The sequence below is a fragment of the Thermococcus sp. genome (assembly GCF_026988555.1).
GTDB lineage: Archaea > Methanobacteriota_B > Thermococci > Thermococcales > Thermococcaceae > Thermococcus.
Map to the genome: position 1 here is coordinate 34,672 of NZ_JALSLB010000059.1, position 24,714 is coordinate 59,385.

The 24,714-nt window shown below is 52.7% G+C and carries 29 protein-coding genes and 4 tRNA genes; 21 read left to right on the forward strand and 12 right to left on the reverse strand.

What is annotated here, in order from left to right; genetic code table 11:
* The first annotated feature begins 73 nt into the window (after positions 1-73).
* The gene (gene map / locus MVK60_RS09575; protein WP_297438809.1) at positions 74-961 is read left to right on the forward strand and encodes a type II methionyl aminopeptidase; all 888 of its coding nucleotides are present in this window, start codon (positions 74-76) and stop codon (positions 959-961) included.
* 114 nt (positions 962-1,075) lie between these two features.
* Here the strand turns inward: map and MVK60_RS09580 are convergent.
* Positions 1,076-1,161: transfer RNA gene (locus MVK60_RS09580), tRNA-Ser, on the reverse strand.
* 185 nt (positions 1,162-1,346) lie between these two features.
* On the opposite strand from MVK60_RS09580, the gene MVK60_RS09585 reads away from it, so the two are divergent.
* Positions 1,347-2,522: a CBS domain-containing protein gene (locus tag MVK60_RS09585; protein ID WP_297438810.1), complete on the forward strand. Its 1,176-nt coding sequence runs from the start codon at positions 1,347-1,349 to the stop codon at positions 2,520-2,522.
* A 6-nt stretch (positions 2,523-2,528) separates the two neighbouring features.
* Here the strand turns inward: MVK60_RS09585 and MVK60_RS09590 are convergent, their stop codons facing one another.
* Genes MVK60_RS09590 through MVK60_RS09600 form a run of 3 tightly spaced genes read right to left on the reverse strand, consistent with a single transcriptional unit; the run spans position 2,529 to position 5,673 of the window.
* Positions 2,529-3,632: a DUF835 domain-containing protein gene (locus tag MVK60_RS09590; protein WP_297438812.1), complete on the reverse strand. Its 1,104-nt coding sequence runs from the start codon at positions 3,630-3,632 to the stop codon at positions 2,529-2,531.
* Positions 3,629-4,894, reverse strand: coding sequence for a bifunctional sugar-1-phosphate nucleotidylyltransferase/acetyltransferase (glmU, locus tag MVK60_RS09595; protein WP_297438815.1), 1,266 nt, complete (start codon positions 4,892-4,894; stop codon positions 3,629-3,631). The genes MVK60_RS09590 and glmU overlap by 4 nt, the downstream gene beginning before the upstream one ends.
* A complete protein-coding gene (locus tag MVK60_RS09600) occupies positions 4,891-5,673 on the reverse strand; it encodes an undecaprenyl-diphosphate phosphatase (RefSeq protein ID WP_297438915.1) in 783 nt (260 codons plus the stop codon). The genes glmU and MVK60_RS09600 overlap by 4 nt, the downstream gene beginning before the upstream one ends.
* 116 nt (positions 5,674-5,789) lie before the next feature.
* Between MVK60_RS09600 and MVK60_RS09605 the strand changes: the two genes are divergently transcribed.
* Positions 5,790-6,869: an NOG1 family protein gene (locus tag MVK60_RS09605; protein ID WP_297438817.1), complete on the forward strand. Its 1,080-nt coding sequence runs from the start codon at positions 5,790-5,792 to the stop codon at positions 6,867-6,869.
* Between the two features lie 111 nt (positions 6,870-6,980).
* On the opposite strand, the gene MVK60_RS09610 is transcribed toward MVK60_RS09605, so the two are convergent.
* Positions 6,981-7,373 (reverse strand): 30S ribosomal protein S8e, encoded by a 393-nt coding sequence (locus MVK60_RS09610; protein ID WP_297438819.1) that lies wholly within the window; start codon positions 7,371-7,373, stop codon positions 6,981-6,983.
* 125 nt (positions 7,374-7,498) lie between these two features.
* Between MVK60_RS09610 and MVK60_RS09615 the strand changes: the two genes are divergently transcribed.
* The gene (locus tag MVK60_RS09615) at positions 7,499-8,392 is read left to right on the forward strand and encodes a hypothetical protein (protein WP_297438821.1); all 894 of its coding nucleotides are present in this window, start codon (positions 7,499-7,501) and stop codon (positions 8,390-8,392) included.
* Here MVK60_RS09615 and pyrG read toward each other — a convergent pair.
* From pyrG to MVK60_RS09630, 3 genes are all read right to left on the reverse strand, one after another.
* Positions 8,389-9,993: a glutamine hydrolyzing CTP synthase gene (pyrG, locus tag MVK60_RS09620; RefSeq protein ID WP_297438823.1), complete on the reverse strand. Its 1,605-nt coding sequence runs from the start codon at positions 9,991-9,993 to the stop codon at positions 8,389-8,391. The two genes, MVK60_RS09615 and pyrG, sit on opposite strands and share 4 nt — an antisense overlap.
* A 174-nt stretch (positions 9,994-10,167) precedes the next feature.
* Positions 10,168-10,548, reverse strand: a complete 381-nt coding sequence (locus MVK60_RS09625) for a DUF555 domain-containing protein (protein WP_297438825.1) — start codon at positions 10,546-10,548, stop codon at positions 10,168-10,170.
* Positions 10,549-10,560: 12 nt separating this feature from the next.
* The gene (locus MVK60_RS09630) at positions 10,561-10,848 is read right to left on the reverse strand and encodes a DUF357 domain-containing protein (protein WP_297438827.1); all 288 of its coding nucleotides are present in this window, start codon (positions 10,846-10,848) and stop codon (positions 10,561-10,563) included.
* Between the two features lie 158 nt (positions 10,849-11,006).
* Between MVK60_RS09630 and MVK60_RS09635 the strand changes: the two genes are divergently transcribed.
* Positions 11,007-11,084: transfer RNA gene (locus tag MVK60_RS09635), tRNA-Pro, on the forward strand.
* 256 nt (positions 11,085-11,340) lie between these two features.
* Here MVK60_RS09635 and MVK60_RS09640 read toward each other — a convergent pair.
* Positions 11,341-11,417 (reverse strand) — tRNA-Thr (locus MVK60_RS09640).
* Positions 11,418-11,443: 26 nt separating this feature from the next.
* The gene (locus MVK60_RS09645) at positions 11,444-12,043 is read right to left on the reverse strand and encodes an RNA ligase partner protein (protein WP_297438917.1); all 600 of its coding nucleotides are present in this window, start codon (positions 12,041-12,043) and stop codon (positions 11,444-11,446) included.
* A 52-nt stretch (positions 12,044-12,095) separates the two neighbouring features.
* On the opposite strand from MVK60_RS09645, the gene MVK60_RS09650 reads away from it, so the two are divergent.
* From MVK60_RS09650 to rpl12p, 9 genes are all read left to right on the forward strand, one after another.
* Positions 12,096-13,304, forward strand: coding sequence for a hypothetical protein (locus tag MVK60_RS09650; protein ID WP_297438829.1), 1,209 nt, complete (start codon positions 12,096-12,098; stop codon positions 13,302-13,304).
* A 370-nt stretch (positions 13,305-13,674) separates the two neighbouring features.
* Entirely contained in the window at positions 13,675-14,493 is an 819-nt protein-coding gene (locus tag MVK60_RS09655; protein WP_297438831.1) for a D-aminoacyl-tRNA deacylase, read from the forward strand.
* Positions 14,494-14,611: 118 nt separating this feature from the next.
* A complete protein-coding gene (ftsZ, locus tag MVK60_RS09660; protein WP_297438833.1) occupies positions 14,612-15,736 on the forward strand; it encodes a cell division protein FtsZ in 1,125 nt (374 codons plus the stop codon).
* A 51-nt stretch (positions 15,737-15,787) separates the two neighbouring features.
* The gene (locus MVK60_RS09665) at positions 15,788-15,961 is read left to right on the forward strand and encodes a protein translocase SEC61 complex subunit gamma (RefSeq protein ID WP_297438919.1); all 174 of its coding nucleotides are present in this window, start codon (positions 15,788-15,790) and stop codon (positions 15,959-15,961) included.
* Between the two features lie 19 nt (positions 15,962-15,980).
* Positions 15,981-16,439 carry a transcription elongation factor Spt5 gene (locus tag MVK60_RS09670; protein ID WP_297438835.1) on the forward strand — a complete coding sequence of 153 codons (459 nt, stop codon included), beginning with the start codon at positions 15,981-15,983 and terminating at the stop codon, positions 16,437-16,439.
* A gap of 29 nt (positions 16,440-16,468) precedes the next feature.
* Positions 16,469-16,960, forward strand: coding sequence for a 50S ribosomal protein L11 (locus tag MVK60_RS09675; RefSeq protein ID WP_297438837.1), 492 nt, complete (start codon positions 16,469-16,471; stop codon positions 16,958-16,960).
* 80 nt (positions 16,961-17,040) lie between these two features.
* A complete protein-coding gene (locus MVK60_RS09680; RefSeq protein WP_297438839.1) occupies positions 17,041-17,691 on the forward strand; it encodes a 50S ribosomal protein L1 in 651 nt (216 codons plus the stop codon).
* A gap of 5 nt (positions 17,692-17,696) precedes the next feature.
* Positions 17,697-18,716 carry a 50S ribosomal protein L10 gene (locus tag MVK60_RS09685; protein ID WP_297438921.1) on the forward strand — a complete coding sequence of 340 codons (1,020 nt, stop codon included), beginning with the start codon at positions 17,697-17,699 and terminating at the stop codon, positions 18,714-18,716.
* Between the two features lie 77 nt (positions 18,717-18,793).
* On the forward strand, positions 18,794-19,099 hold the full coding sequence (gene rpl12p / locus MVK60_RS09690) for a 50S ribosomal protein P1 (RefSeq protein WP_297438840.1): 306 nt from the start codon (positions 18,794-18,796) through the stop codon (positions 19,097-19,099).
* Positions 19,100-19,188: 89 nt separating this feature from the next.
* On the opposite strand, the gene MVK60_RS11250 is transcribed toward rpl12p, so the two are convergent.
* Positions 19,189-19,284 carry a hypothetical protein gene (locus MVK60_RS11250; protein WP_367270888.1) on the reverse strand — a complete coding sequence of 32 codons (96 nt, stop codon included), beginning with the start codon at positions 19,282-19,284 and terminating at the stop codon, positions 19,189-19,191.
* Positions 19,285-19,338: 54 nt separating this feature from the next.
* On the opposite strand from MVK60_RS11250, the gene MVK60_RS11255 reads away from it, so the two are divergent.
* The gene (locus MVK60_RS11255) at positions 19,339-19,530 is read left to right on the forward strand and encodes a hypothetical protein (RefSeq protein ID WP_367270886.1); all 192 of its coding nucleotides are present in this window, start codon (positions 19,339-19,341) and stop codon (positions 19,528-19,530) included.
* A gap of 396 nt (positions 19,531-19,926) precedes the next feature.
* On the opposite strand, the gene MVK60_RS09700 is transcribed toward MVK60_RS11255, so the two are convergent.
* Positions 19,927-20,002: transfer RNA gene (locus tag MVK60_RS09700), tRNA-Arg, on the reverse strand.
* 47 nt (positions 20,003-20,049) lie between these two features.
* On the opposite strand from MVK60_RS09700, the gene dcd reads away from it, so the two are divergent.
* From dcd to dnaG, 6 genes are all read left to right on the forward strand, one after another.
* On the forward strand, positions 20,050-20,541 hold the full coding sequence (gene dcd / locus MVK60_RS09705; RefSeq protein WP_297438924.1) for a dCTP deaminase: 492 nt from the start codon (positions 20,050-20,052) through the stop codon (positions 20,539-20,541).
* A 327-nt stretch (positions 20,542-20,868) separates the two neighbouring features.
* Positions 20,869-21,072, forward strand: coding sequence for an archaeal histone HpkA (gene hpkA / locus MVK60_RS09710; RefSeq protein WP_297438844.1), 204 nt, complete (start codon positions 20,869-20,871; stop codon positions 21,070-21,072).
* A gap of 73 nt (positions 21,073-21,145) precedes the next feature.
* Positions 21,146-22,420, forward strand: a complete 1,275-nt coding sequence (locus tag MVK60_RS09715; protein WP_297438846.1) for a TIGR04013 family B12-binding domain/radical SAM domain-containing protein — start codon at positions 21,146-21,148, stop codon at positions 22,418-22,420.
* A 48-nt stretch (positions 22,421-22,468) separates the two neighbouring features.
* Positions 22,469-22,690: a hypothetical protein gene (locus MVK60_RS09720; RefSeq protein WP_297438848.1), complete on the forward strand. Its 222-nt coding sequence runs from the start codon at positions 22,469-22,471 to the stop codon at positions 22,688-22,690.
* A 159-nt stretch (positions 22,691-22,849) separates the two neighbouring features.
* The gene (locus tag MVK60_RS09725) at positions 22,850-23,287 is read left to right on the forward strand and encodes a toprim domain-containing protein (RefSeq protein WP_297438850.1); all 438 of its coding nucleotides are present in this window, start codon (positions 22,850-22,852) and stop codon (positions 23,285-23,287) included.
* Positions 23,247-24,653 carry a DNA primase DnaG gene (gene dnaG, locus MVK60_RS09730; RefSeq protein WP_297438852.1) on the forward strand — a complete coding sequence of 469 codons (1,407 nt, stop codon included), beginning with the start codon at positions 23,247-23,249 and terminating at the stop codon, positions 24,651-24,653. The genes MVK60_RS09725 and dnaG overlap by 41 nt, the downstream gene beginning before the upstream one ends.
* Positions 24,654-24,714: the final 61 nt, after the last annotated feature.

Here is a 24,714-nt window from a genome sequence, read left to right on the forward strand (position 1 = left end):
CACCGTAATATAAAGGTTTTCTCCCATGGAAAGGTTTAAGGGGTTCTGGAAAATCCCCCTTTGGTGATAGGACGTGGACGAAAGGGAATCTCTCATAAAAGCTGGCGAAATAACGAGGCAGATAAAAAAGGAAGTACTCAATATGATAACCCCAGGTGCAAAGCTCTACGAGATCGCGGAGTTCGTCGAGAGACGCATAGCGGAGTTTGGGGGAAAGCCAGCCTTTCCGTGCAACCTTTCGATAAATGAGCAGGCGGCCCATTACACCCCCTACAGGGGAGACGAGAGTGTCCTTCATGAGGGAGATTACCTAAAGATTGACCTGGGGGTTCATGTAGACGGATATATCGCGGACACTGCGATAACGATCAGGGTGGGGCGGGAAGAGGATGAGCTCATGGAAGCCTCAAGGGAAGCCCTGGAGAACGCGATAGCAACAGTGAGGGCCGGGGTCAAGATAAGGGAGATAGGCAAGGCCGTAGAAGAGACGATAAGGGGAAAGGGTTTCAATCCGATAGTGAACCTCAGCGGACACAAGATAGAACGCTACAAACTCCACGCGGGAATAAGCATCCCCAACGTGTACAGGGAGGGGGACACGTACGAACTCAAGGAGGGTGACGTGATAGCGATAGAACCCTTCGCAACGACGGGCGCCGGGCATGTGGCCGAGGTTCCGCCCGCACTCATCTTCATGTATGTAAAAGACAGACCGCTCAGGAATATCCACGCAAGAAGGCTCCTGATGCACATTAAGAGGGAGTACAAGACGTTACCCTTCGCGTACCGTTGGCTGCAGGGATTCATGGGCGACAATCAGCTCAAGCTCGCCCTCGCCCAGCTCGACAGGGCCGGCGCGATATACAGCTATCCAATCCTCCGGGAGGTCCGCGGCGGAATGGTCGCACAGTTCGAGCACACGGTCATCGTGGAGAAGGAAGGAGCGTACATCACCACATAACCCCTCTTCTTCTATTGATATCCCTCTGAAGGGCGCGTAAACGTGGGGTGGAAGGGAGGGAATTGGACAACCCTTCCGGGCTCGGCAGGTTGCAGGGAAGACGCAAACTTTGAGTGGCGCCGGGGCAGGGATTTGAACCCTGGTGGGCAGAGCCCACTGGATCTCGAGTCCAGCGCCTTCCCAAGCTAGGCTACCCCGGCACGTCAAGGGCAGTACCTCGCGGGCTTTATATCCTTTTTGTTAAGCATTTATATTTAACATGTCGAGTATACAGGCTACATAGAACCCGCGTACAGCCCAAGTGTCCAACAACCACATTATAAAGACCACTGCAAAGGTTTAAATCCACCAGTGCCGTAGTATACTAACGAAGGAGGTGGCAGGAATGGTCGGTATTCCGGTGCAGGAGGTTATGACCGAAGGCTACAGAAAAGTGGACATCGAGGCACCGCTTTCTGAGGCGATAGGAATCTTCGAGAAGGAAGACCCTGACCTGATTCTTGTGTTTGAAGGGAAAAACTACAAAGGTGTCCTGACCCAGGACCTCATAATTCGCTCCCACCTGAAGTGGGACCCGACCAAAGCCAAGGTTAAAGACGTTTACAAGCCAGCCCCCGTTATCGGGCCGGAAGAAGACGTTAGCAAGGCGGCCAAACTGATGATGGAGGTTGACCTCAGATCCCTGCCGGTTGGCCCGGACAGGAATAAAATAAGGGGAGTTATAAGCGATGTGGCCCTCCTGGCAAAAGCGGCCGAGAAGGAGTTTGGAAAGAAGAGCATATCCGAGTACATGACGCAGGACGTCATAACCCTCGGACCCGGCGACACAGTGGCGAAGGCATTTGCAACGATGAGGGACCACGCAATATCCAGGATACCAGTGGTCAACGGGGAGGGACGGCTTGAAGGACTCGTTACGCTACACGACCTCATAATACGGTTCATCAGGCCACGCTTCAAAGCCCAGCTCGGAGAAGTCGTCGGGGAAAAGGTTCCCCCCTTCAGCACGCCCCTGAGGGACGTCATGATACGGGGGGTAATAACCGCCCGCCCGGACTCCACGGTTAGGGAAGCCATAGAGGTAATGAGGGATAACGACATAGACGGCTTAGTGGTGGTAGATGAGAGTGACCGCGTTAAGGGTGTGCTAACCGTTAAGGACCTCCTGCTCCCGATATCAAGGATGGTCGAGAAGGAGGCGAAGTTCTACCTGCAGCTCGGAGGAGATGCGGCGATCCTGAGCGATTTCACGCGGGAGCGGATTATAGAGGATGTTAAACGTTTCGTGAAGGGGTACGAGGACATGCTGGGAAACGAGGGGATCATCTACCTTTACATACGGCGCTTCAACGAAAAGTTCCGTGGCGTGCACCTGTACCAAGCAAGGATGCGCGTGGTTACAGATAAGGGAATCTACATAGCCACGGGAGAAACGTGGGGGGCCATACAGGCTGTTCATGACGGTCTACGGGCAATAGAGAGGCAGATACTCCAGAAGGTGGAGCTGGAAAAGGACAAAAGGTACTACAAGCGGTTCCTTGAGAGGATGGAGCTCGGGTGAGGGGGCTCAGCCCCTTATGAACTCCCTTTCTAGGAGTTTTTCCTGCCTGGGATCCAGTGAATCCGGGTTTATCGTCAGTATCACACTTCCACCCCGCGCCATGAGCAAATCCTTCAGGGTGGTCAGAAATTTAAAGGCGGAGTCAAACCCGTTTTCCACCGCCATGTACTCGAATGCATCAACGCACAGTATCCTGTACCCCTTGTTTACTGCCTTGGCGACCAGATCAAGCAGTATCCCGATGTTCGTCGGGCTCACGGCATAAATAGCCGGTTTCTCGTTTATAAGCCCCTCTCTAGCCCTCGTAACCCAGAAAACGAGAGCATCAGGGTGGAGCTGGGCTTTCAAAACCTCTGGATCCTCCCTGGTTACCATCACAAGGGCAGGGTCCACCATCAGGCTTCCAAGGCGCTTTCTGATCCCCTCCCTGCTCGGAAACATGTACGCACCGGGTGTTATGTCCACGATACGTGCGCTCTCCGGTTCCCCGATGGGATAGAATATGAACTTTAAAGCTCCAAGGGCCGCCGCCAGCCTGAAGAGAGCCGCCGCGAAGAACGCCATGGTGGAGTACCACTGTACTGAACGGCCCACAGGGTAGGTGAGGTTGAGTGCACCCAGGAGCATCAAACCCCAGGGGAACAGCTCCTCGATATGGTGCCTGGGCACCACATAGTCGCGGAGGACAAACCCAAGATATATGAGCGAGAGCCCCAGGGCCAGAGACGGGAAGGAGGACTTAATGGCAAAGTTGTCCTCACCAAAGGCGTTGGCAGCAAGGAGGAACAGCCATACGTAAGAGGCAACCGCAAGAACCCCAAACAGCACCACGTGCCGAAACTCACTCTTCTTGTACTTCAGGTGAAGCGCACCCCATGACAGGAGGAGGGCTATGGCGAAGTTTGGTATCTTGGAGGCCACATCGTAGGCCCCCTTCACGATATGGATCCCCAGAGGGTTAAGGATGTAGCTTTCAATGTTCAGACCGTCAATAAAGAACGCCATTGAGAGGAGAGCCCAGCTCTTCTCGTGGGTTTTTGCGGCCTTGTATGCAACGGCCATGAAGAGAATCCATCTGGAGACCAGGTTAAGGAGGGAAATTGGATTCAACCCTTCATCCCCCTCAAGATCTTTTCCTGTTTCACAACGACGAGCGTGCCTGAGGGCACGTTCTCATCAACGATCACACCCGGCCCGATAAAGGAGCCGCTCCCTATCTTCCTGCCGGGGTAAATCGTAACGTTTATCCCAACTTTGACGCCATGCCCTATTATTGCCCCCAGCTTGTGCCTGCCACTATCCTCAAGTCTGCCCTTCACCTCAACCCGAATGTTGCCCCTGTCGTGCCTGAGGTTGGCGGTTATAGTTCCAGCTCCCAGGTTGGTGTTCTCCCCTACTATTGAGTCGCCGACGTAGTTCAGGTGCGGTGCATTGCTACCGTCCATTATGATGGAATTCTTGACCTCCACCGCGTTGCCCACGTGGCAGTTGTCCCCGATGCTCGTGTACGGGCGGATAAAGCAGTTGGGTCCAATCTTGGAGTTCCTTCCTATCTTAACAGGACCCACGATGTATGCTCCGCTCCTGACAACCGTGCCCTCCCCGATCTCAACCGGCGGGACTATTGTGACTCCCTCCTCCACGGTGCCCATGACTCTGTGTTCCAGTTTGTTCTTCAGAAGGTACTCGTTAAGCCCCAGGAGGTCCCACGGCCGTCCTATGTCGTTCCAGTATCCTCCGTACAGGGCGTGGACAACCTTTCTACCCGCCCCTATCATGAGGTTAAGGGTGTCCGTTATCTCGTACTCCCCCCGCTCGCTCAAGCCAGTTCTTTTAATGAACTCAAAAACAGCGGGTCTGAACGCGTATATCCCTAGGTTGGCGTAGCCGGGTACTTTTCCAGGTTTCTCCTTGACACCTTTAACGAGATCCCCCTCAACATTGACCTCCCCGAAATGGCTGAGATCATCAAAGTGCTTCAGAACGAGGGCCACATCGGCATTCTCCCTCCTGAAAACGGATATCAGCTCTTTAATTGCTTCGATCTCAAAGTAGATATCCCCGTTAACCACGATAAAGTTTTCATCTCCAACGTGGCCCTCCGCGGATTCTATAGCCTTTGCCGTCCCGTTACCCGGGAGCTGTTCAACGTACGTTATCGGTTTTCCGTTGAATTCGTCCCCAAGGGTTTCCACAAGCTTTTCCTTCTCGTACCTGACTACCATCACAAATTCATCTACAAAGGGGTCAAGATTCTCAAGGACGTACTCCACTACGGGCCTGTTGGCGACCTTCAAAACCACCTTAGGCCTGTCATCGGTAAGGGGTCTAAGTCTTTCCCCCCTTCCAGCTGCGAGGATCACTCCCTTCAAATTATCACCCCCACTACGCACACTAAAACGGCGGTTCCACCAAACAGCAGGGAAAACCTCCTATTTCCAAGCTTCTCCGCCAGCATAAGAAGACCGTTCATCAGCAGCAGGCTCACCACAAAGGCGGTAAGGAAGGCGGAAAAGGCGACCGGCATGGGAGGAGTGGGTGGACTCCCAGTGAACAGAAGGCGGAGAGTCATGAAAACTGGGGCCATCATAAAGCTTAGCTCCAATGCCCTCTTGGCACGAAGGCCACCGGCTAACAGCGAACCCACTGTCAGGACAGGCCTTGATAGACCGCCCACCGCAGCAAAGCCCTGGGCAATCCCCGACACAATGGCGTCCATAAGGGACGGATCATCGGGATGCCCCTTCATTTCAACGTTGATATTGCCCGCCAAGGGACCAGCGAAGGCACAGAGCATTATAAGGAGACCTACAACCGCGTTAACGGCGTCAGCCATCACGGGGGATAACCGTGCCTTCAGACCGGCGTAGAGAACGAAGCCCACGAGAATGGTGAACATCGAGGAATAGAACAGGAACTTCATCTCCACCCGGACGTCCCTGAAAAGAAGCCTCCGCAAGCCCTCTGAGATCTCGTTTCTAAAATGGTACAGGGCAGCCATCAGGGCGCCGAGGTACGCTGGGATAAAATATCCCCCGTATCCAGTGAAGCCGGAGAGTAATGAGGTTGCAAAATTACCAGAGTCGCTTACGGGAAGCCATGGTGTCAGGCCCCAGAGAATTCCAGCTATCAGTGCGGCACCGTACCCCATAGTAACCACGAAAGACACCTCAACACCAGAAAAGATAAAGTTTTCGAAGGTGCTGGCGAACCTTTAAATACTCGCCCGAAAAGCTAATCACCGCGAGAAAACAAGAGGTGAGAGAGATGAAGAATCCATTCGAGAAGATGCCGACGGTGCTTACCGCTGATGAGCTCATCGACAAGGCGTTTCGAAGGGCTGAGAAGGCGGCCTCAGCTTTCACACCTAAGGGAGGACCCAAGGCCAAGGCAAGGGGGAGGGAAGAGTTAAGGGTTAGAACGGTCTCAAACGTGCTGCGCGACAACCTGAAAAAGCTCTTAGACCGGACACCAGGCGTCTCTGAGCTTCCGGAGTTCTACCGTGAGTTGGTTGATACCCTCGTCAATAGGGGCCAGTTTCACCGCTCGCTGGGAAGGGTCAACTGGGCCATAAAAACAATCCGAACCCTTGAACAGAGGTACGTGGAGAAAATCCGGTACTCGAGGGATCCGATGGAGATATCCAAGCTGAGGCGGGCGTACTACGGGAGGATAGCCAGCATTATCAAGGACATAGCAGATGACCTTGAGTACCTCAATCAGGCGAGGAACGCACTCAAAAACCTACCCGTCATTGACCTGGAACTTCCTACGGTCGTCATAGCGGGCCATCCGAACGTGGGCAAGAGCACCCTCCTGCGTGCCTTAACGAACGCTAAGCCGGAGATCGCCACGTATCCCTTCACCACCAAAGGCATAAACGTCGGCCAGTTCGAGGAGCACTACCTGAAATACCAGGTCATAGACACACCGGGTTTGCTCGACAGGCCGCTGAGCGAGAGGAACGAGGTCGAGAGGCAGGCCGTTCTTGCCCTGAAACACCTCGGCAGGGTCATCGTCTACATCTTCGACCCCAGCGAGTACTGCGGGTACCCCGTGAGTGAGCAGACCCACCTGTTCGAGGAAATCTACGCCGAGTTCGGCGAGTTCCCCTTCATCGTTGTCCTCAACAAGGTGGACATAGCGGACGAGGGGCACATTAAGGCCGTTGAAGAATTCGTCCGCTCCAAGGGGCTCGAACCCCTCAGAATCTCGGCTCTGAACGGTGAGGGTCTGGATGAGCTGAAGAGACATGTCATTGAGCTGGTCAAACCGATGGTTGAGGAGCAGGCAAGGAAAATAATGGAGAAAGAGCTGCGGAAGTATAGGGACGAGCTGGAGCTCTGACAGCTCTTCTTTTATATCGTTAACCCCCGTAAAGTCAGAGAAGTTAACGGTAGCGTAAAGTTTTTAGGGTGAACTGTACTTAACGATGACATTTAAAAGGAGATAAAGAATTCAGGCGTTCTCTCCCCTGATTAGGACCGCATTGACGATGCCGTCCTGGCCGGGCCTGCTGGTGACGATGGCCTTGCCGGCCTCAGTCTCGATGATGGCGCCCCTGGTGACGATGTTTCTCCTGACGTACTGCCTGTTGGCCGGGTTCTTAAGGACGTTGAGGATCTTGACCTTCTTGCCCTTTCCGTCCTCGAAAACGTTGGCGTAGAGGGCCTCGATGAGACGGACTTTTCTGTTTCCACCGTAGGTCCTGATGATCTTCTTCTTTTCCCTCTCCTCGCCAACCTTGGTGAAGGCCGGCTCTCTGCCGAGCTCGTACTTCCTCTTTTTCCTCGCGAAGATTATCCTTCCGCCTGAAGGCTTCCTAAGTGACCTTCCCTGCCAGATAGCCATTTATCTCACCTCATGACACCGATGTATTACCAATTCTTAACCTATCGCCCCTTCCGGCTAGCCGTTTATAAGCTTTTCTGGAATAGTTTTTAAATTCTCCGGGGTTTACCCTCTTAGGTGGTTCCATGGGAGCTATGGATGCATTTTCAAGGACGTTCACCCTCGTAATCCAAAATAAAAAGCTATACCTCTTACCCCTTGTTATGAGCCTGATACTGGCCCCGTTATCGGCGTATATGGTGGGCAACAGTCCATTCCTTCAAAACAACCCCCTTCAGAGCAACCAAACTCACTCCGGGGATGTGATAATAGAAGAACACGGGAGCCTGGCAGGTGAAACCACCCACATGAGCGAGTTTCTTAAAATTCTGGCAATATACGGAGTCATTGCTCTGGTTCTATCCTCAATTTTTCAGTACTCCGTCATCAAAGGCCTTCTGAAGTCTTCGACGGACTCCGAATACTCGCTATTTGAGCTGGCAGTTGACGGGATTAAGCACTTCCCTGGGGTGCTCATTTTGAATCTCATATTCACGCTCATATCCCTCCTGCTCGTCGCGCTCCCTCTCCTCCTGGTGGGGATTGGGGTAATACTGGGTGGAGCGGGCTTGATTCTAGTAATACTAGGTTTGCTGCTCCTTATACTGGTAGCAACCTTGAGCCTGAGCCTCACAGTCCTTCCGGTTCCCATCTACGCTGAGAAAGGGAGTCTGGGCCCGGCTTTCGAGGCCCTCGGTTTTATATACTCCAACATGAAAACGGCCATGGTGTTCGGCCTCTTGATCTTCATGATCCTCATGGCGATTGAGGTTGCGGCCGCCCCGATATCGATGATAACCCAGATAACGGCCTCAAAAGAAGTCTCGATGTATGTATCGGCGCTAGCCCAGGCCCCCCTGGACGCACTGCTGTACTTTTTCGTGTGGAGCGCCGGTGTGGCGTTGTACCGGGAACTCCGGCGCCTTGAGGACCTAAAAAAGGTGGACATGGAGCTTGATGAGCTCGGTCTGGAGTTTTAACCGCTCCCAAACTTTCTCTCTTTAGCGGCCCTTACCAGCCCCTTGAACACCGGTGCAGGGTTCATTGGCCTTGACTTGAACTCGGGGTGGAACTGGGTGGCTATGAAGTACCTCTTCTCCGGGAGCTCGAGTATCTCCATCCTCCTCTCGTCGTCACCGGCTATGCCGCTGAATACCAGGCCGGCCTCCTCAAACTTCTCTATGTACTCCGGATTGACCTCCCAGCGGTGCCTGTGGCGCTCGTAAATCAGCTCCCTTCCGTAGAGTTCCCTAGCTAGGGTTCCAGGCTTTATCTTGACTGGATAGGCACCAAGTCGCATCGTTCCGCCGAGCTTGTCGAGGCCCCTCTGTTCCGGCATAAGGTCAACGACTGGATACGGTGTCTGCGGGTCGATCTCGGTGGAGTGCGCACCCGTCAGTCCCAAGACGTTGCGCGCAAACTCAACGACGGTAAGCTGAAATCCAAAGCAGATACCTAGGAAGGGAACATCGTTCTCCCTCGCGTAGCGGGCCGCGAGCATCTTGCCCTCTGTTCCGCGAGCTCCAAAGCCGCCGGGGACTATTATGCCGTCAACACCTTCAAGGAGCTTTACACCGTGCTTCTCGACATCCTCAGCCTCAATCCAGCGAATCCTTACCTTCACGTCGTTTGCAACACTTGAATGTTTGAGGGCCTCCTTTATGCTCAGGTAGGAATCCGCGAGCTTTGTGTACTTGCCGACCACGGCAATCTCAACGGTATCCTTCAGGGACTTGTACTTTTCGACCATACCTTTCCAGGCGTCCAGTTTTGGCTCTTTCTCGGGGAGGCCGAGCCTCTTGGTGATGTACCTGGCCAGGCCTTCCTTTTCGAGCATGAGTGGGACCTCATAGGTGTCCTCAACGTCGTAGGCGCTTATGACGGCCTCTCCAGGAACGTTTGTGAAGAGGCTTATCTTTCTTCTGGCCTCTTCCTCAAGTGGTTCCTCCGAACGCGCGACTATCGCGTCAGGCTGTATTCCAAGAGAGCGGAGCTCCTTAACGCTGTGCTGGGTGGGTTTCGTCTTCTGCTCGCCAACGACCTTAAGCTTCGGCACGTAGGTGACGTGAACGAAGGCGACGTTCTCCCTTCCCTCCTCGAGCTGCATCTGCCGGGCCGCTTCGAGGAAAGGCATGCTCTCTATGTCGCCGACGGTTCCACCGACCTCCACGACAACGACATCATGCCCCCTTGCGATTTCCCGTATGCGGGACTTTATCTCATCCGTGATGTGGGGTATGACCTGGACGGTTGCCCCCAGGTAATCGCCTCGCCTCTCCCGCTCTATAACCGCGGAATAGACCTTCCCAGTGGTTATGTTGTGATCGAAGGTTAAGCTGGTGTCGAGAAAGCGCTCGTAGTTGCCGAGGTCGAGGTCAACCTCACCGCCGTCGTCGAGGACGAAGACCTCTCCGTGCTGGTAGGGGTTCATGGTTCCGGCGTCGTAGTTGAGGTAGGGGTCTATCTTAATGGTGGTGGTTCTGAAACCGCGCGCCTTCATGAGCATTCCGAGGGAAGCGCTGGTTATGCCCTTTCCAAGACCACTGACAACACCACCGGTGACAAATATGAACTTTGCCATGATAAAACCTCCTCATGTTATGTCGTTGGTTGATTGGGAGATGCTTAAAAGCTTTGTTGGTACGGAATGAAAAGCTCGAAATGCTCAATTTAGCGGTACCCCAAAGTGCAAACCAGAGCGAGATCACGCGTCCGGGGACAGGAGAACAGGCTGGGGGGAGGGCGGAAAGCGTCATCAACCCTCCAGCTCCACTCCGTCCCCTTCCTCCTCTTCGCTGAGCTCCCTTATCTCGTATATCTTCAATGGCACTTTCTTAAGGGCCTTACCCACGACTGCCTTGGCTATCCTCTCGGCGTGCTCAACGGTCTGAGCGTTGTAGACCTTGATTGTAAGGTACATTCCGACGAGACCCACGTTGCCTATAACGAAGGCACTCTCAAAGTGAGCACCGCAAACAGGACACTGAGAATATCCTATCTCAACCCTCACGAAGTCGAGCTTCTCCTTGTTAAGAGCCTTGGCAACCTTTGAAACAGCAACGTTTATCGCATCATCAGAGGTTTCAACATCCCTAACGATTATCGGCGCTTCCAAAACAACAACGTAGTCACCCATAGTTCTCACCCCTCATCCGAAGGCAAACAGTCTGTCGTCTTCTCCGTTAAACACTCCCAGCCTCACTCCCGCATCAATGAAACCGTGGGCGTAGTTGAGCGCAGCAAACGCAGTAACGTAGTCCCCCTTGGAATAGTAGTACCTTGCATCCTCAAAATAGCTCCTGGCCATTGTTAGAAAATCGTCGGCGACCGCCTTTAGGAGGCTCTTCTCATGAACGGCAATTTCCAGAGTCTTAAGAGCTTCTTCAGTTATTTTAAAATATCTCTGGAGCTTTTCCTCGGTTATCTCTCGCTCCACCGGTCTCGCCTCGGCCTAAGCTTGTGCCTTTCTTTTATAAAACTTGCCCCGTTCGGAAGGGAGGATCCTCAACGGGGATGCGATATCCAATGAGCCGCCGGCTGTTTGCTCAAAGCGAAAAGCTTAATAAGGAAGGTGTCATTGCACTACCGCAGGACGGGGCCGTGGGGTAGCTTGGCCTATCCTGCGGGCTTTGGGAGCCCGTGACCCGAGTTCGAATCTCGGCGGCCCCACCATAACAGCCCTTTCTGATGAAAGCGCTGGCGGAAAGTGATAAACTGTTCTAAGGCACCTGCACATAAGTTGTTTTATTCCAAATAGGAGTATATAGAAGAGCACTTCTCAATGATTGGAATGGAAGGGTTTTGCCTCCAGAGAGACGCCCTTCAGGCTCTGAAAGGAAAGTAAAAAGGAGGCATGCAATATTTAGTGCCTGCTTAAGCCGCAATTCAAAAACGATTTGATCAAACTTTTCTGGCGAAAAGTTTGTTGTGGAGCCCCGGGCGGGGTTTGAACCCGCGGCCTGCCGCTTACCAAGCGGCCGCTCCACCAGGCTGAGCCACCGGGGCGTCGATGATAGCATGCCGGTCGGCATTTATAAATTTTTCCCCCCACCCAGTTTGACGGTGAGCCCCTCCAAAACCTCACGAAAGTTCGCGGCGTCGATCCATTTTATCCCCATCTTCTGGGCCCACGTCAGTATGCCCACGTCGGCCGATACTATGGTGGCGTCCAGTTCCTTGGCAAGGAGAATCAGCTCGAAATCCTCTTTGCTATCCACTATGCCCTCCCGAAGGGCTTTCCGGTAGTTCCTTCTGAGCTTCTGGATTATCCTGTCTATGTTGTCGGTCTCGATTACCCCCTCCCTAACGGCCTTCTCCGCCACCCCCAGCCCCTTATCTATACGCCGTCTTATGTCCTCCACCAGCTCATAGACGACGAACGCAGGTATCTTTATATCATGGACGTTGGGGGGCTTCTTGATTATATAAAGCTCAAGGTCAGGGAGAACCTCCTCGACGTCAACGAAGTGCACCACTTCCCGGTATATACCCGGCGGCATATAAAACTCCACCCGACCAAACAGGGTTTCCGCATGCTTCAAAAACGTTTTCATTGCCTCGGTAGGGTTCTCACCGAATTTATCCCTGATATCTGGGTTTACGAAGATACTAGTATCGAGGACAAACCTCATGACCACCACAACTTTATTTAGGCTTCTCCGTTTAAAACGGTTAGGTGGAACCATGAAAGTCGGAGTGGCTTTTGGTGTAAGTGAACTTGCAGATCCTAAGGGATTCGAGAAGAAAGCGTCAAAGTTCCTGACGAACCTCGTGCGGGAGTTTGAGGTCTCCGGAGGGTTCCTCATATCAACGAAGGCAGATTTTAAGAGGGCAAAGGGGGAGGTTGATTTTAACAGAGTGGACGTAATAGTAATCTATCCTCTAACCGGTGGCACAGAAAGTGCGCTTAAGGAGTTTGCGATGTACAGGAAACCCATAATAGTGTACGGCGATGAGTTCAACAATTCGCTGGCTGCCGGGATCGAACTCAGGGAGTACTTCAGGGAAAGGTTGCTCCCGGCGACCCTCGTTAAAAATCCCGCCGAGTTAAAGGCGGCACTACTTGGGTACGAAGACATGCGGGATAACCTTGAGAAGTTCCTACGTATGAGGATCGGCCTTATAGGACGTGTTTCCCCCTGGCTGATAAACGAGAAGTTTGACCTCCCATACACCCACATAAGCCTGAAGAGGTTCTACGAGTACTACGAGCAGGTTGATGAAGGGGAGGGTTGGGAAGCCGTTGCGGAGGTCGTGGAGAAAGCAGAAGTCATAAAAGAACCTGACAAAGAAGACCTCCTCAAAGCGGGGAGGATATACCTGGCTATAAAGCATATCCTTGAGGACTACCACCTGGATGGTTTTACGATAGGCTGCTTTGACCTGATAGGTAAGATCAAGGGGACGCCGTGCCTTGCACTTGCTATGTTCAACGCCCAGGGCATTCCAGCGGCGTGTGAGGGTGAACTGAACTCCCTTCTCGCCATGATGGTGGTGAGACGCTTCTTTAACAAACCCTCCTTCATGGGCAACATAGCCGATTACGGTGAGGATTACCTGATCCTGGCCCACTGTACGGCCCCGATTACGGCCCCTTACACGCTGAGAACCCACTTTGAGAGTGGTATGGGGGTGGGGGTTGAGGTAAAGCTTCCGAAGGGCAGGGCGTCCCTCCTAAAGATAAGGGGTAGAAAGGCTGTTGTGGCGGACGTTGAGGTTGTAGGACGTGAACACAGCGAGAACCGGTGCAGAACCCAGTTAAAGCTCCGCGTTGAGGACGCTATGGACTTCATCGACGGTACCATGGGAAACCATCACCTGCTCGCCTACGTGGATGCTGAGGAGCTGGCAGACCTTCTCAGCGAACTCGGGTTTGAGGTGATGCTGTACTGAAACCACACACTTCTCTATCATCTTTAGTTTGATGCCGCTTCTACCACCGGTGGGGTGGTGATTCATCCCCCGCCACCTGTACAGCCCGCCGCGATAATGGCGATCAACATAACGACCACGAGGGCCGCGGTAGCAAACCCTTTCATCCAAAGACACCTCCAAATATGAATGTTCAAATATAATCAAATTGCCATATTAAGATATTGCTGCACATCTCTAGGTGTATATAATTTGCGTTACTTTTTCGTAAAACTTTCTTTGAAAGAGCCCATTTTACCGGATCTTAATCGGAACATACTTGATAAACATACATATTTCGAACCTAGAAAACTCTTTTAATAGACGGGTTTATGTAACATGGGGGATCGAGATGAAGGTAATAATGACAACAAAGGTTGACCCGGCATCGATGAACATTTTGGACAAGCTCGTGGAATACTTCGGCTTCAGGGAGGTTGAAATTCACTTCGACGGCAACCCCGTCTTCAAGAGTGGGGATACCCTCATACTGACCACCAACGACGAGATGATATACTACGACGGGCTTGACAAGGCCATCGCGAAGACACTTGGAACAAAGCCAGAGATAATAGCATTTGCCTCGCGCCATTCAAGCAAACAGAACCTTCCCGCCCTAACCACTCACGTCACGGGCAACTGGGGCAAGGCGGTGTACGGGGGAAGGGACGAAGATCTGGCGGTAGCTCAGCCAAACGCAATGAAACTTGCCCTTCTAAAGATGTACGAGCTGAACGACCTCGGGTGGACTGTGTGCTACGAGGCCACGCACCATGGCCCAAGTGTTTTAAGCGTTCCAAGTTTTTTCATAGAGATCGGATCAAGCAGGGAAGAATGGACGAACGAGAGGGCGGGTGAGATAATCGCAGAAATCATAATCCATACCCTCAAGAACTACGGGAAGAAAAAATTCAAAACGGCACTTGGAATAGGCGGAGGGCACTACGCCCCCAAAGAGACCAAGAGGGCCCTTGAATGGGATTTGGCTTTCGGTCACATAGCGCCGAAGTACACCCATCCCCTCAGTAGGGAGATCATAATACATGCCCTGGACAGGACGGAAGGCGAAGTTGAGGCCATTTATGTTGATTGGAAGGGCACCAAGAGGGAGACCCGGGAGACGGCCAAGCTGGTAGCGGATGAGCTGGGCTTGGAGTTCATTAAAGACTGATAATCGAAATCTTTAAAGGTGTTAAGCGGCATTTTAAAATCAGCACTCGGTTTAGCTAAATTTATATACCACTTGAGTACAAAGTGAAACAGATGTTAAATTGCCTGGAGGGTGGAAAATGCTGAAGCTGATTGAAGATGCCATCGAAAGAACTTCCTCCGACATAGAAAAGGTCCCGGAGGCTCAGGCTCCCCAAACCGATGTAGATGAGGAACTTAAGAAGATCCTCGAACAGATACAGGCCAAGATATACGTGGTTGGTGTTGGTGGTGCCGGCTGTAACACGATTAACAGGATGATGCAGGTTGGTATTCAGGGTGCTAAGATAATCGCCGTGAACACTGATGCTCAGGACCTCCTCAAGGTGAGGTCTCACAAGAAGATACTCATTGGTAAGGAGCTTACGCGGGGTCTTGGGGCCGGAAACAACCCCAAGATGGGGGAAGAAGCGGCTAAGGAGAATGAGAGAGATATAAGAGAGGCCCTTGAGGGAGCGGACATGGTCTTCATAACCTGTGGTCTCGGTGGGGGAACCGGAACCGGTGCCGCTCCGGTCGTTGCTGAGATGGCCAAGAAGATGGGAGCTCTGACAGTCTCAGTGGTGACCCTCCCATTCACAGTTGAAGGCATTAGGAGGATAAAGAACGCCGAATACGGCCTGGAAAGGCTCAGGAAGAACAGTGACACCGTTATAGTAATCCCGAACGACAAGCTTATGGAAGTGGCTCCGAACCTGCCGATTCACATGGCCTTCAAGGTCGCCGATGAGATACTCGTCCAGGCGGTCAAGGGTATAACCGAGCTCATCACCCGGCCGGGCCTCATTAACCTTGACTTCAACGACGTTAGAGCAGTCATGAAGGACGGCGGCGTTGCAATGATAGGCATCGGCGAGAGCGACAGCGAGAAGAGGGCTTTAGAGGCTGCCCAGCAGGCCCTCAACAGTCCGCTCCTCGACGTGGACATAAGCGGCGCTAGGGGGGCACTGATAGCAATCAGCGGCAGCGACGTAAAGCTTGAGGAGGCTCAGCAGATAATTGAAGTTGTCACGAGCAAACTCGACCCGGAGGCCCAGGTAATCTGGGGAATACAGATAGATGAAGAGCTCGGCAAGACCATAAGAATCCTCATAGTGGTCACAGGAGTCAGTTCCCCCTACGCGGTTACCGAAGAGGAAACTCCCGAATACCTCGGTGAGGAGGGCGAGAGAAAAGTTATTAAGCTGGACCTTGAGGAGCTTTAAAGGCTTTCATTTTCCACAAATTTACGCGAGGTGACGAGCGTGGTAACAAACATGGAAAAACTTAAAAGCTTCTTCACGGAGTCGCGGAGGGTTTTGATGGTCACCAAGAAGCCCGGGTGGAAGGAATTCAAGATGGCGGTCAAAATAACCGGCATCGGAATGATTTTAATCGGAACCATCGGGCTCATAATCCGTATGATTGGCTACCTAACAACCGGCTCCTGAACTGTCTGTGGTGAGGAACATGAGCGATAGCAGAATATTCACAGTAAGGGTCACCGTGGGCCAGGAAGAGACCACGGCAAAACTGATATACAGCAAAGTCAAAACGTACAACCTGCCAATATACGCCGTGCTCGCACCGTCAAAAGTCAAGGGGTACATATTCGTAGAAGCACCCAACAAGAGTGCCGTGGACGAAGCCATCAAAGGGATACGCCACGCCAAAGGTACGCTACCCGGAGAGGTTGAATTCGAGGAGATCGAACACTTCCTTGAAGAGAAGCCCGCGGTCAGTGGCTTCGAGCCGGGTGATATAATTGAACTCATTTCAGGCCCGTTCAAGGGAGAAAAAGCAAAAGTCGTCCGTGTGGACGAAGGCAAGGACGAAATCGTGGTGGAGCTCATAGGCTCAATAGTTCCAATCCCCGTTACGGTGAGGGGAGAATACGTTAGGCTTATAAGCAAACGCCAGAAGGAGTGAAAGAAACCAGATAAAGAGAGGTGAGAACAATGCCACAGGTCGTTGAAGTCCTCGTTGAGGGAGGAAAGGCATCTCCAGGCCCTCCACTCGGACCGGCAATCGGCCCGCTTGGGCTTAACGTTAAACAGGTAGTTGACGAAATAAACAAAGCCACCAAGGACTTTGAGGGGATGCAGGTTCCCGTTAAGATCATAGTCACCGACCCCAAGAAGAAAACCTTTGAGATTGAGGTCGGTGTTCCCCCGGTCAGCCAGCTCATCAAGAAGGAAATCGGTGCCACAAAGGGTTCAAGTGAGGCCGGACACAGCCCAGTTGGGGACCTGAGCATGGAAGGCGTCATCAGGATCGCCAAGGCCAAGGTCGAGCAGATGCTCTCTGCCGATCTTAAGGCTGCGGCAAAGGAAGTCGTGGGCACGGCCCTCAGCATGGGCGTAACCGTTGAGGGCAAGGATCCGCGTGAGGTTCAGCGCGAAATCGACGAAGGCGTCTACGACGAAGTTTTTGCAGGCGCCGGAGAGTGAGGGAAAATTTTAAAAATCTCTCTTTTTAGCATTTTTGACTTTTTAAGGCTTAAATCAAAAAAGAAAAGGAGGGGCTGTAAATGGCCTTTGACAGGCAGAAAATCTTGGAAGCGGTGAAGGAGGCGAAGGCCCGGGCCAAGCCGCGGCACTTCACACAGACCGTCGAACTGGCAGTCAACCTCAGGGACATCGACCTGAAGAAACCTGAGAACAGGTTCAAGCTTGAGGTTGTGCTGCCCCACGGTCGTGGGAAGGAGCCCAAAATCGCGGTCATCGCTGATAGTGCCGTTGCCGAGGCGGCTAAGAAGCTCGGGCTTGATGTGATTAGTGGGGAGCAGCTTGAGGAGCTCGCTAAGAACCCAAGGGAAGCCAGAAAAGTTGCGAAGAGGTACGATTCTTTCATTGCCGCAGCACCACTGATGCCAAAGATAGGTAAGTACTTGGGTAGGTACCTAGGTCCAAGGAACAAGATGCCTCAAGTAGTCCCACCGACAATGACCAACCTTGAACCGATACTCAACAGGCTCAAGAGGACGATCAGGGTCCAGCTCAAGAACAACCCGGTAGTTCACGCACCGGTTGGCACCGAAGACATGGACGAGGAGAAGCTCGCCGAGAACGCTGAGACGGTTCTAAACGCCGTGCTGGGCAAGCTTGAGAGGGGAGAGAACCAAGTGAAGTCAGTGTACATCAAGACCACCATGGGTCCAGCCGTTAAGGTGGAGAGGTGAGGAAGATGGCCCACGTCGCTGAGTGGAAGAAGAAGGAAGTTGAAGAGCTCGCCAACGTCATCAAGGGGTATCCAGTGATAGCCCTCGTGGATGTTGCCGGCGTTCCGGCCTACCCACTCTCCAGAATGAGGGAGAAGCTTAGGGGGAAGGCCCTCCTCAGAGTTTCCAGGAACACTCTCATAGAGCTTGCCCTCAAGAGGGCTGCCCAGGAGCTCGGAAAACCAGAACTCGAAAAGCTCATCGAGCACATAGAAGGAGGCGCTGGGATCCTGGCAACTGATATGAACCCATTTAAGCTCTACAAATTGCTTGAGGAGAGCAAAACCCCTGCCCCTGCCAAAGCCGGTGCAGTAGTTCCACACGATGTTATCATACCTGCTGGCCCAACTTCGCTGGCCCCGGGTCCGCTTGTTGGTGAGATGCAGTCCCTAGGGATTCCAGCGAGGATCGAGAAAGGCAAGGTCAATATACAGAAGGACTACACCGCCCTTAAGGCCGGCGAGGTCATCACCGACCAGCTCGCGAGGATACTTAACGCCCTCGGTATCGAGCCCCTTGAGGTCGGTCTCAACCTGCTCGCGGCCTACGAGGACGGACTCGTCTACACTCCAGAGGTCCTTGCCATCGATGAGAGCGAGTATATCAACATGCTTCAGCGGGCCTATACCCATGCGTTCAACCTGTCGGTCAACACGGCGTACCCGACGAGCCAGACCATCGAGGCAATCATCCAGAAAGCCTTCCTCGGAGCAAAGAACGTCGCTGTAGAGGCTGGTTACATCACCCCAGAGACAATCGAGGACGTCTTTGGCAGGGCCCTGCGTGCGGTCCTGCTCATAGCAGGGGAGCTACCTGAGGAGCTGCTCGACGAGAGGACCAAAGAGCTTTTAAACCAAGGGGCACAAATAGCCGTTGCCGCTCAGCCTCAGCAGGAAGAACAGGTTGAGGAGGCTGAGGAAGAGGAGGAAGAAGAGGAAGCCTCCGAAGAGGAAGCACTCTCAGGACTGGGTGCGCTCTTCGGCTGAACTTTCCATTTCCCTCGTATCCCTGAACAGATCCGTGTGAAATGAATGAAAAATGAAGATGATTGGAGGTGCGAAAAATGGAGTACGTATATGCCGCTCTGCTGCTCCACGCCGCTGGCAAGGAGATAACCGAGGAGAACATAAAGGCGGTCCTTGAGGCTGCCGGTGTTAGCGTCGATGAGGCAAGGATCAAGGCCCTCGTTGCAGCGCTTGAGGGTGTCAACATCGACGAGGTCATAGAGAAGGCCGCCATGCCGGTCGCCGCCCCGGTGGCCGTTGCTGCAGCCCCGACCCCGGCTTCAGAGGAGGCCCCGGTTGAGGAGGAAGAAGAGGAAGAGAAGGAAGAGGAGGCCCTCGCAGGTCTCGGCGCCCTCTTCGGCTGAAATCCCTTTCTCTCTGTCCGCCCCCTGGCGGGCATCGCTTAATTTTCTTTACAATTCAAACATCTTCTGGGCATGAGGCATTCATAACCTCAGAGTAGAATAGGGTTAAATAATTTGACCACCATACTTATCCGGTGGTCACCATGCCCATAACCCTTGAGAAGATCGGGGGCAAACCCCTGGATAAAGCCCTTGAGGGAGCGACCCTCGCCACAAAGGTGCAAATCTTAGAAGAACTGATGGCCATCTACACGGAATGGGTAAGCATGGTGAGCGAGGTTCTCGTGGGGTCGTACGGAGTTAAAGGAGACATCAGTGCATACCGCGTTGATGCCCATTACAAGATCATGAAAACAATGGAAAAGGTATACGCCACCAGCGAAGCTTACAAAGTTCTGGACGACCTGATACACGGCCTAACGCAGGAGTAAAGTTCCCTTGTACCAATGGTCCTCTTTTAACCTCATTTTCATGGGGGGATACTCTGAAAGAGGCACTTCTATGATTACCCACATCTTTCCGCCAGCACTGAAGCTTTTGAGAAAAGCTTCACCAAAAGTTCGTAGCTCTTCTTAAACTGTCTAAGGGAGGAATTTCACTCATAATCCCTCATCTTTCAGACAAAGGTAAACTTAAGCAACCCCCACACGGATTTATTCTCCTCTTGACGCCCTTCGGGCGTCGATTTAAAGTTAAACCCTCACTCACGGAGCAACTTGAACAGTTCCCACAGTCAAACGGCCCTTGAATAGGGAAATCACACGAAATTTAAGTCCTCACTAAGGAGCTACCAACTTTGATGAAACTTTGCGAAGGCAAAGTTTATGTGGCGGGCCCGGCGGGATTCGAACCCGCGGAGACCGGCTCCGAAGGCCGGCGCCATATCCCCTAGGCCACGGGCCCTCGGAAATGTTTTAAGGGTTGCCAAAATAAACCTTGCGGTGGTTTTTATGATGCTGCCCGACTGGAAAATCAGAAAAGAGATCATGATCGAACCATTTAACGAGGGGTCCCTTCAGCCGGCGGGCTACGACCTGAGCGTTGGGAAGGAAGCCTACATGAACGGGGAACTAATCGACGTTGAGGGGACTGGAAAAGTAGTGATCCCTCCAAAGACACACGCCCTCATCCTCACCCTCGAGCGCCTCAAGCTCCCAGATAACATCATGGGAGATATGAAGCTAAGGAGCAGCCTCGCCAGGGAGGGTTTACTCGGCTCGTTCGCGTGGGTTGATCCCGGATGGGATGGGAGACTGACACTCGCAGTATTCAACTCCGGGAACGAACCAGTGGAGCTCTTCCATGGTGAACGTTTTGTTCAGATAGCGTTTATTCGCCTGGAGGGACCGTCAAAGCATCCCTACCGCGGAAGGTATCAGGGCAGTCAGGGGATAGCACATTCAAAAAGGCGCCTTCCTTCCCAAGATGCTGGAGCGAAGTAAACCATTTCATTTTCCAGTCCCATATGTTACATCGGAGGAATATACCCACAGATGGTGTATAAAGCCGCTGTTAAGAGAAGAAGATGCTTCCTAAATTTAACAGTGATTTATGTGTCCCATCTGGATAGGGGCTTTTATCAAGAAACATCCAATTCCCTTAAGTTAGATTTTGGTTAGGGTCACAGAAGAAGGTTCAATGGTCAAGTTAGTTCCCTATGCGGGAGATGAAAGCGTAGAAAGGAAGGAAATGGCCCCGTTTTACCGAAAGGTTTATATATCTTCAATTGCCTAAAGGATTATGAAAAACCCTTCCTGGAGGTGTTGTGAATGGCTGAGTTGCCGATTGCCCCTATTGACAGGCTGATTAGGAAGGCCGGTGCTGAGAGGGTCAGTGAGGAGGCCGCCAAGGTCCTCGCCGAATACCTCGAGGAATACACCATCGAGCTTGCCAAGAAGTCAACCGAGTACGCCAGGCACGCCGGCAGAAAGACCGTCAAGGCCGAGGACATCAAGCTCGCCATCAAGGCTTGAAGGCCGTTTTTGCCTCTTTTGCTTCATATTTCCCAGCCGTTAAGATTTTAAGTCCATTCTTCAGGTTTCAGACATGCCCGAGATAGTCGTCCGAATGACCAAACGCAACCACAACGCCTTCGTCCATCTCCTCGGTGCCCTGGAGAGCCAGGGTTTTGACCTAAGTGAGCTTCTAGTAACCAAGGACTTCGGGGAGATACTCCAGGCAAAACCGAGGGTGGTTCTCTACTCCTTCTTCACGGAGGAGATATGGGGAGACCTGCCCAAGGAGGTCCAGCTGTTAAAGAAGGAGGGGGCCCTTTTAATAGCCGGAGGCTACCACGCAATAGCCATGCCGAAGCACACCCTGAACCAGCTCGGCTTTGATATCGCCGTTATAGGGGAGGGCGAGGAGGTTCTCTACCAGCTCCTCACCGTGCTGAAAAAGACCGGATACAAGATCACAGGGGAGCTCCTCGACATCAGGGGGCTCGCTTTTCACATCAACGGCGAGTTCATCTTTACGGGCTTCGCTAAGGTCGAAGATTTCTGGCGCTTCCCGCCGTATCCCGAGAGCGTTCGCTTGATATCCCCCATCGAGATAACAAGGGGCTGTCCCTTCGGTTGCTACTACTGCCAGACACCGTACATCAAGGGGCTCCGGATGAGACACAGGCCAATAGACCAAGTGGTAAAGTACTCAAGGAGAATGAAAGACATGCGCTATATAACCCCCAACGCCTTCGCCTATGGAAGCCCCGGGGCAATAATGAAGCTGGATAAGCTTGAGGCCCTTCTCAGGGCACTCCAACCCCTCCGGAAAGAGGGCAGGAGGCTCTTCTACGGGACGTTCCCTAGTGAGGTCAGACCGGAGTTTGTTCTGCCTGAGACCCTTGAACTGCTCGTAGACTACGCAGACAACAGGCGTTTGGCCATAGGCGCCCAGAGCGGCGACGATGCCATGCTGAGGGCCATGCACAGGATTCACAGGGTCGAGCACGTCCAGCGGGCGGTGGAATACATGCTTGAGTACGGCTTTGAGCCGGTCGTTGACTTCATAGTAGGCCTCCCAAACGAGAGCGAGGAGAGCCAGCGCAAAAGTATCGAGCTGATGAAATGGATCTTGAGGAGGGGAGGAAAGGTCCGTGCTCATTACTTCATGCCACTTCCCGGAACGCCCTGGGCACGTTGCAGGCCGAGCCCGTTGAGTGAGGAGATGAAGCGCTTTTTGGGAAGAATGGCCGCTAAGGGGAAGATAGAGGGCTCGTGGGGGGTTCAGATAGAGCTCTCAAAGAGGCTCCAGAGGCTCATTGAGGAGTTCTACGAGGAGCCGATGAGCCACACGATTCCAGTGAGGGACGTCTGCTGAGCGAAAGGTTTTGGAGCCCCATCGTACAACACAAAATCGAGTGGTGGTATGAAAGATCCCTGGACTTTTTTTCTCGATAGCGGTCTTCCTGGCGTTCTCATATATTGCCTGGGAACAGCAGGGATAGTATCAGCCCTGATAATATCCTCCGTTATCCTATTCACGGTTTCAAGCCCCAAGCGTGCTGGAGCCCTGTTCTTCTTCACTGGATTCCTTGTGGGATTTGTTGTAGCAGTGACCATAGCGCACTATATAAAACCCAAGGTATAGAAAGCGTCCTTCTTTTTGCTTTTCCAGCTGGAGATGCCCTCTTTTCCCTCTGGTACGTGAGCAGGAGAGATTACATGAGATGGCCCATCTTTGGACACAGATACGGACTGTAGCAATAGGCTTATAACCCCTTAACGCCGTTATCGACACGACGGCGAAATGTACGCCGAAAACTATAAAAGATTCCTCGAACTTATAGACGAAGTGCGAGAGTTTGAGGGGGCCATCGTAGTTGAAGGCCCGCGAGACGAGGTGGCCTTGAGGAATCTGGGGGTCAGGGTGGAGATAATAAGGCTCTCACGCTTACCGCTCTCCGAAACAGCTCTCATCGCATCATCATTTGGGAATGTAATGATCCTTACCGACTTCGACAGTGCTGGGGAGGAACTCGCGGGGAAGCTGCTCCGGTACCTGGAGGGTTTCCCGTGCAGGGTTGACTCAAAGACGCGCAGGGAGCTTAGGAGGATAGTCAAGAAGGACATAAAGGGCGTTGAGGATCTGTACAGGCTGTACCTGAAAACAGCCTCCGTTTCTGACCCCCAATGGAGGGGATACAATGAAGCGAAAAAAGACCGTGCTTCACCACATTTTAGCTGAAAAGCAGAAGTTTGAAAAAAGGAAGGAAGGTGATGGTATGTCAGCCAAGGATGAATTCGGAACGACTAAATATGTTGTCTACGCCGAGTTCGAGGCAAGTGGAATCGTTGAAAGGCCTGACGTCGTCGGGGCAATTTTCGGTCAAACTGAGGGCCTTCTGGGTGACGATCTCGACCTCAGGGAACTCCAGAAGACTGGAAGGATTGGAAGGATAAAAGTTGAAGTTCACACAAAGGGCGGAAAGACCTACGGCACTATAACCGTCCCATCGAGCCTTGACAGGGTTGAGACCGCCATCCTGGCGGCCGCATTGGAGACCATCGACAGAGTAGGACCCGCCGAGGCCCACATCAAGGTTCTCAGGATTGAAGACGTTCGTGCCACCAAGAGGAAGTACATCATAGAGAGGGCAAAACAGATACTTGAAAACCTCATGGAGCAGGAGATACCCGAGACCCAGGAGCTTACCGAGGAAGTCAAGAAAGCGGTCCGCGCCAAGGAACTCATAGAGTACGGCCCTGAAAAGCTTCCATCCGGTCCGCACGTTCCGTTCTCGGACTCCATCATAGTCGTTGAGGGAAGGGCGGACGTCCTTAACCTGCTCAAACACGGCATAAAGAACGCCATAGCCGTGGAAGGGACGTCGATTCCGGAAACGATAATCAAGCTCAGCAAGGAGAGAATAGTTACAACCTTCACCGACGGCGACCGCGGCGGTGAGCTCATCCTCAAGGAGCTCCTTCAGGTGGCGGATGTTGACTACGTGGCAAGGGCACCGGAGGGCAAGGAGGTCGAGGAGCTTACCAAGAAGGAGATAGTCAAGTCCCTCAGGAGCAAGGTTCCGGCCGAGCAGGTCATAACCGAAATATTCTACAAAGGCAGAAACTTCTATGAAGTGATAAGGGAAAAGGAAAGGGCTGAAAGTGAAAAGAAAGAGACAAAGGGCCATGTTGCCCCGACTAGGGTTCAAGTTCAGAGATCAGAAAACCGTCCCGCGACGGAGGCAAGATCACACGAAAAACCCGAACCGAAACGAGAAGAGAGGATAGTAAGGCCGATTCAGAAGGGGGCAGCCAGTGAACTGGAGCCCTTTAAGGAGTACGTTGAAAAGGTCAAGGGAGCCAAGGACTCCATTGCACTCCTGCTGGACAGGGACAAGAAGGTTATAGCAGAGGTACCTGTGAGAGAACTCACAAACAGGATAAAAGAAGAGAAAGGCGCCTATGCAGTTGTCTTCAACGGCGTCATAACCCAGAGACTAATAGACAACGTCAGCGAGAGCGGTATCAAGTACCTCGTCGGTGCAAGGAAGTACAACGTCGTAAGGCGCCCGATAAACCTCAAGATAGTCACCTTCGCAGAGTGACTCCCTTTTTCTTATACCTCTTCTTTTCCTATACCTCTTCCGGGAACTTCAGGCAAAACGT

Bases quoted from the DNA above. Each gene is read 5' to 3' on its own strand.
- MVK60_RS09585 (WP_297438810.1), top strand. From the start codon at position 1,347: ATGGTCGGTATTCCGGTGCAGGAGGTTATGACCGAAGGCTACAGAAAA.
- MVK60_RS09600 (WP_297438915.1), bottom strand. From the start codon at position 5,673: ATGGGGTACGGTGCCGCACTGATAGCTGGAATTCTCTGGGGCCTGACA.
- MVK60_RS09605 (WP_297438817.1), top strand. From the start codon at position 5,790: ATGAAGAATCCATTCGAGAAGATGCCGACGGTGCTTACCGCTGATGAG.
- MVK60_RS09610 (WP_297438819.1), bottom strand. From the start codon at position 7,373: ATGGCTATCTGGCAGGGAAGGTCACTTAGGAAGCCTTCAGGCGGAAGG.
- MVK60_RS09615 (WP_297438821.1), top strand. From the start codon at position 7,499: ATGGGAGCTATGGATGCATTTTCAAGGACGTTCACCCTCGTAATCCAA.
- pyrG (WP_297438823.1), bottom strand. From the start codon at position 9,993: ATGGCAAAGTTCATATTTGTCACCGGTGGTGTTGTCAGTGGTCTTGGA.
- MVK60_RS09625 (WP_297438825.1), bottom strand. From the start codon at position 10,548: ATGGGTGACTACGTTGTTGTTTTGGAAGCGCCGATAATCGTTAGGGAT.
- MVK60_RS09645 (WP_297438917.1), bottom strand. From the start codon at position 12,043: ATGAGGTTTGTCCTCGATACTAGTATCTTCGTAAACCCAGATATCAGG.
- MVK60_RS09650 (WP_297438829.1), top strand. From the start codon at position 12,096: ATGAAAGTCGGAGTGGCTTTTGGTGTAAGTGAACTTGCAGATCCTAAG.
- MVK60_RS09655 (WP_297438831.1), top strand. From the start codon at position 13,675: ATGAAGGTAATAATGACAACAAAGGTTGACCCGGCATCGATGAACATT.
- ftsZ (WP_297438833.1), top strand. From the start codon at position 14,612: ATGCTGAAGCTGATTGAAGATGCCATCGAAAGAACTTCCTCCGACATA.
- MVK60_RS09665 (WP_297438919.1), top strand. From the start codon at position 15,788: ATGGAAAAACTTAAAAGCTTCTTCACGGAGTCGCGGAGGGTTTTGATG.
- MVK60_RS09670 (WP_297438835.1), top strand. From the start codon at position 15,981: ATGAGCGATAGCAGAATATTCACAGTAAGGGTCACCGTGGGCCAGGAA.
- MVK60_RS09675 (WP_297438837.1), top strand. From the start codon at position 16,469: ATGCCACAGGTCGTTGAAGTCCTCGTTGAGGGAGGAAAGGCATCTCCA.
- MVK60_RS09680 (WP_297438839.1), top strand. From the start codon at position 17,041: ATGGCCTTTGACAGGCAGAAAATCTTGGAAGCGGTGAAGGAGGCGAAG.
- MVK60_RS09685 (WP_297438921.1), top strand. From the start codon at position 17,697: ATGGCCCACGTCGCTGAGTGGAAGAAGAAGGAAGTTGAAGAGCTCGCC.
- rpl12p (WP_297438840.1), top strand. From the start codon at position 18,794: ATGGAGTACGTATATGCCGCTCTGCTGCTCCACGCCGCTGGCAAGGAG.
- MVK60_RS11255 (WP_367270886.1), top strand. From the start codon at position 19,339: ATGGCCATCTACACGGAATGGGTAAGCATGGTGAGCGAGGTTCTCGTG.
- dcd (WP_297438924.1), top strand. From the start codon at position 20,050: ATGATGCTGCCCGACTGGAAAATCAGAAAAGAGATCATGATCGAACCA.
- hpkA (WP_297438844.1), top strand. From the start codon at position 20,869: ATGGCTGAGTTGCCGATTGCCCCTATTGACAGGCTGATTAGGAAGGCC.
- MVK60_RS09715 (WP_297438846.1), top strand. From the start codon at position 21,146: ATGCCCGAGATAGTCGTCCGAATGACCAAACGCAACCACAACGCCTTC.
- MVK60_RS09720 (WP_297438848.1), top strand. From the start codon at position 22,469: ATGAAAGATCCCTGGACTTTTTTTCTCGATAGCGGTCTTCCTGGCGTT.
- MVK60_RS09725 (WP_297438850.1), top strand. From the start codon at position 22,850: ATGTACGCCGAAAACTATAAAAGATTCCTCGAACTTATAGACGAAGTG.
- dnaG (WP_297438852.1), top strand. From the start codon at position 23,247: ATGAAGCGAAAAAAGACCGTGCTTCACCACATTTTAGCTGAAAAGCAG.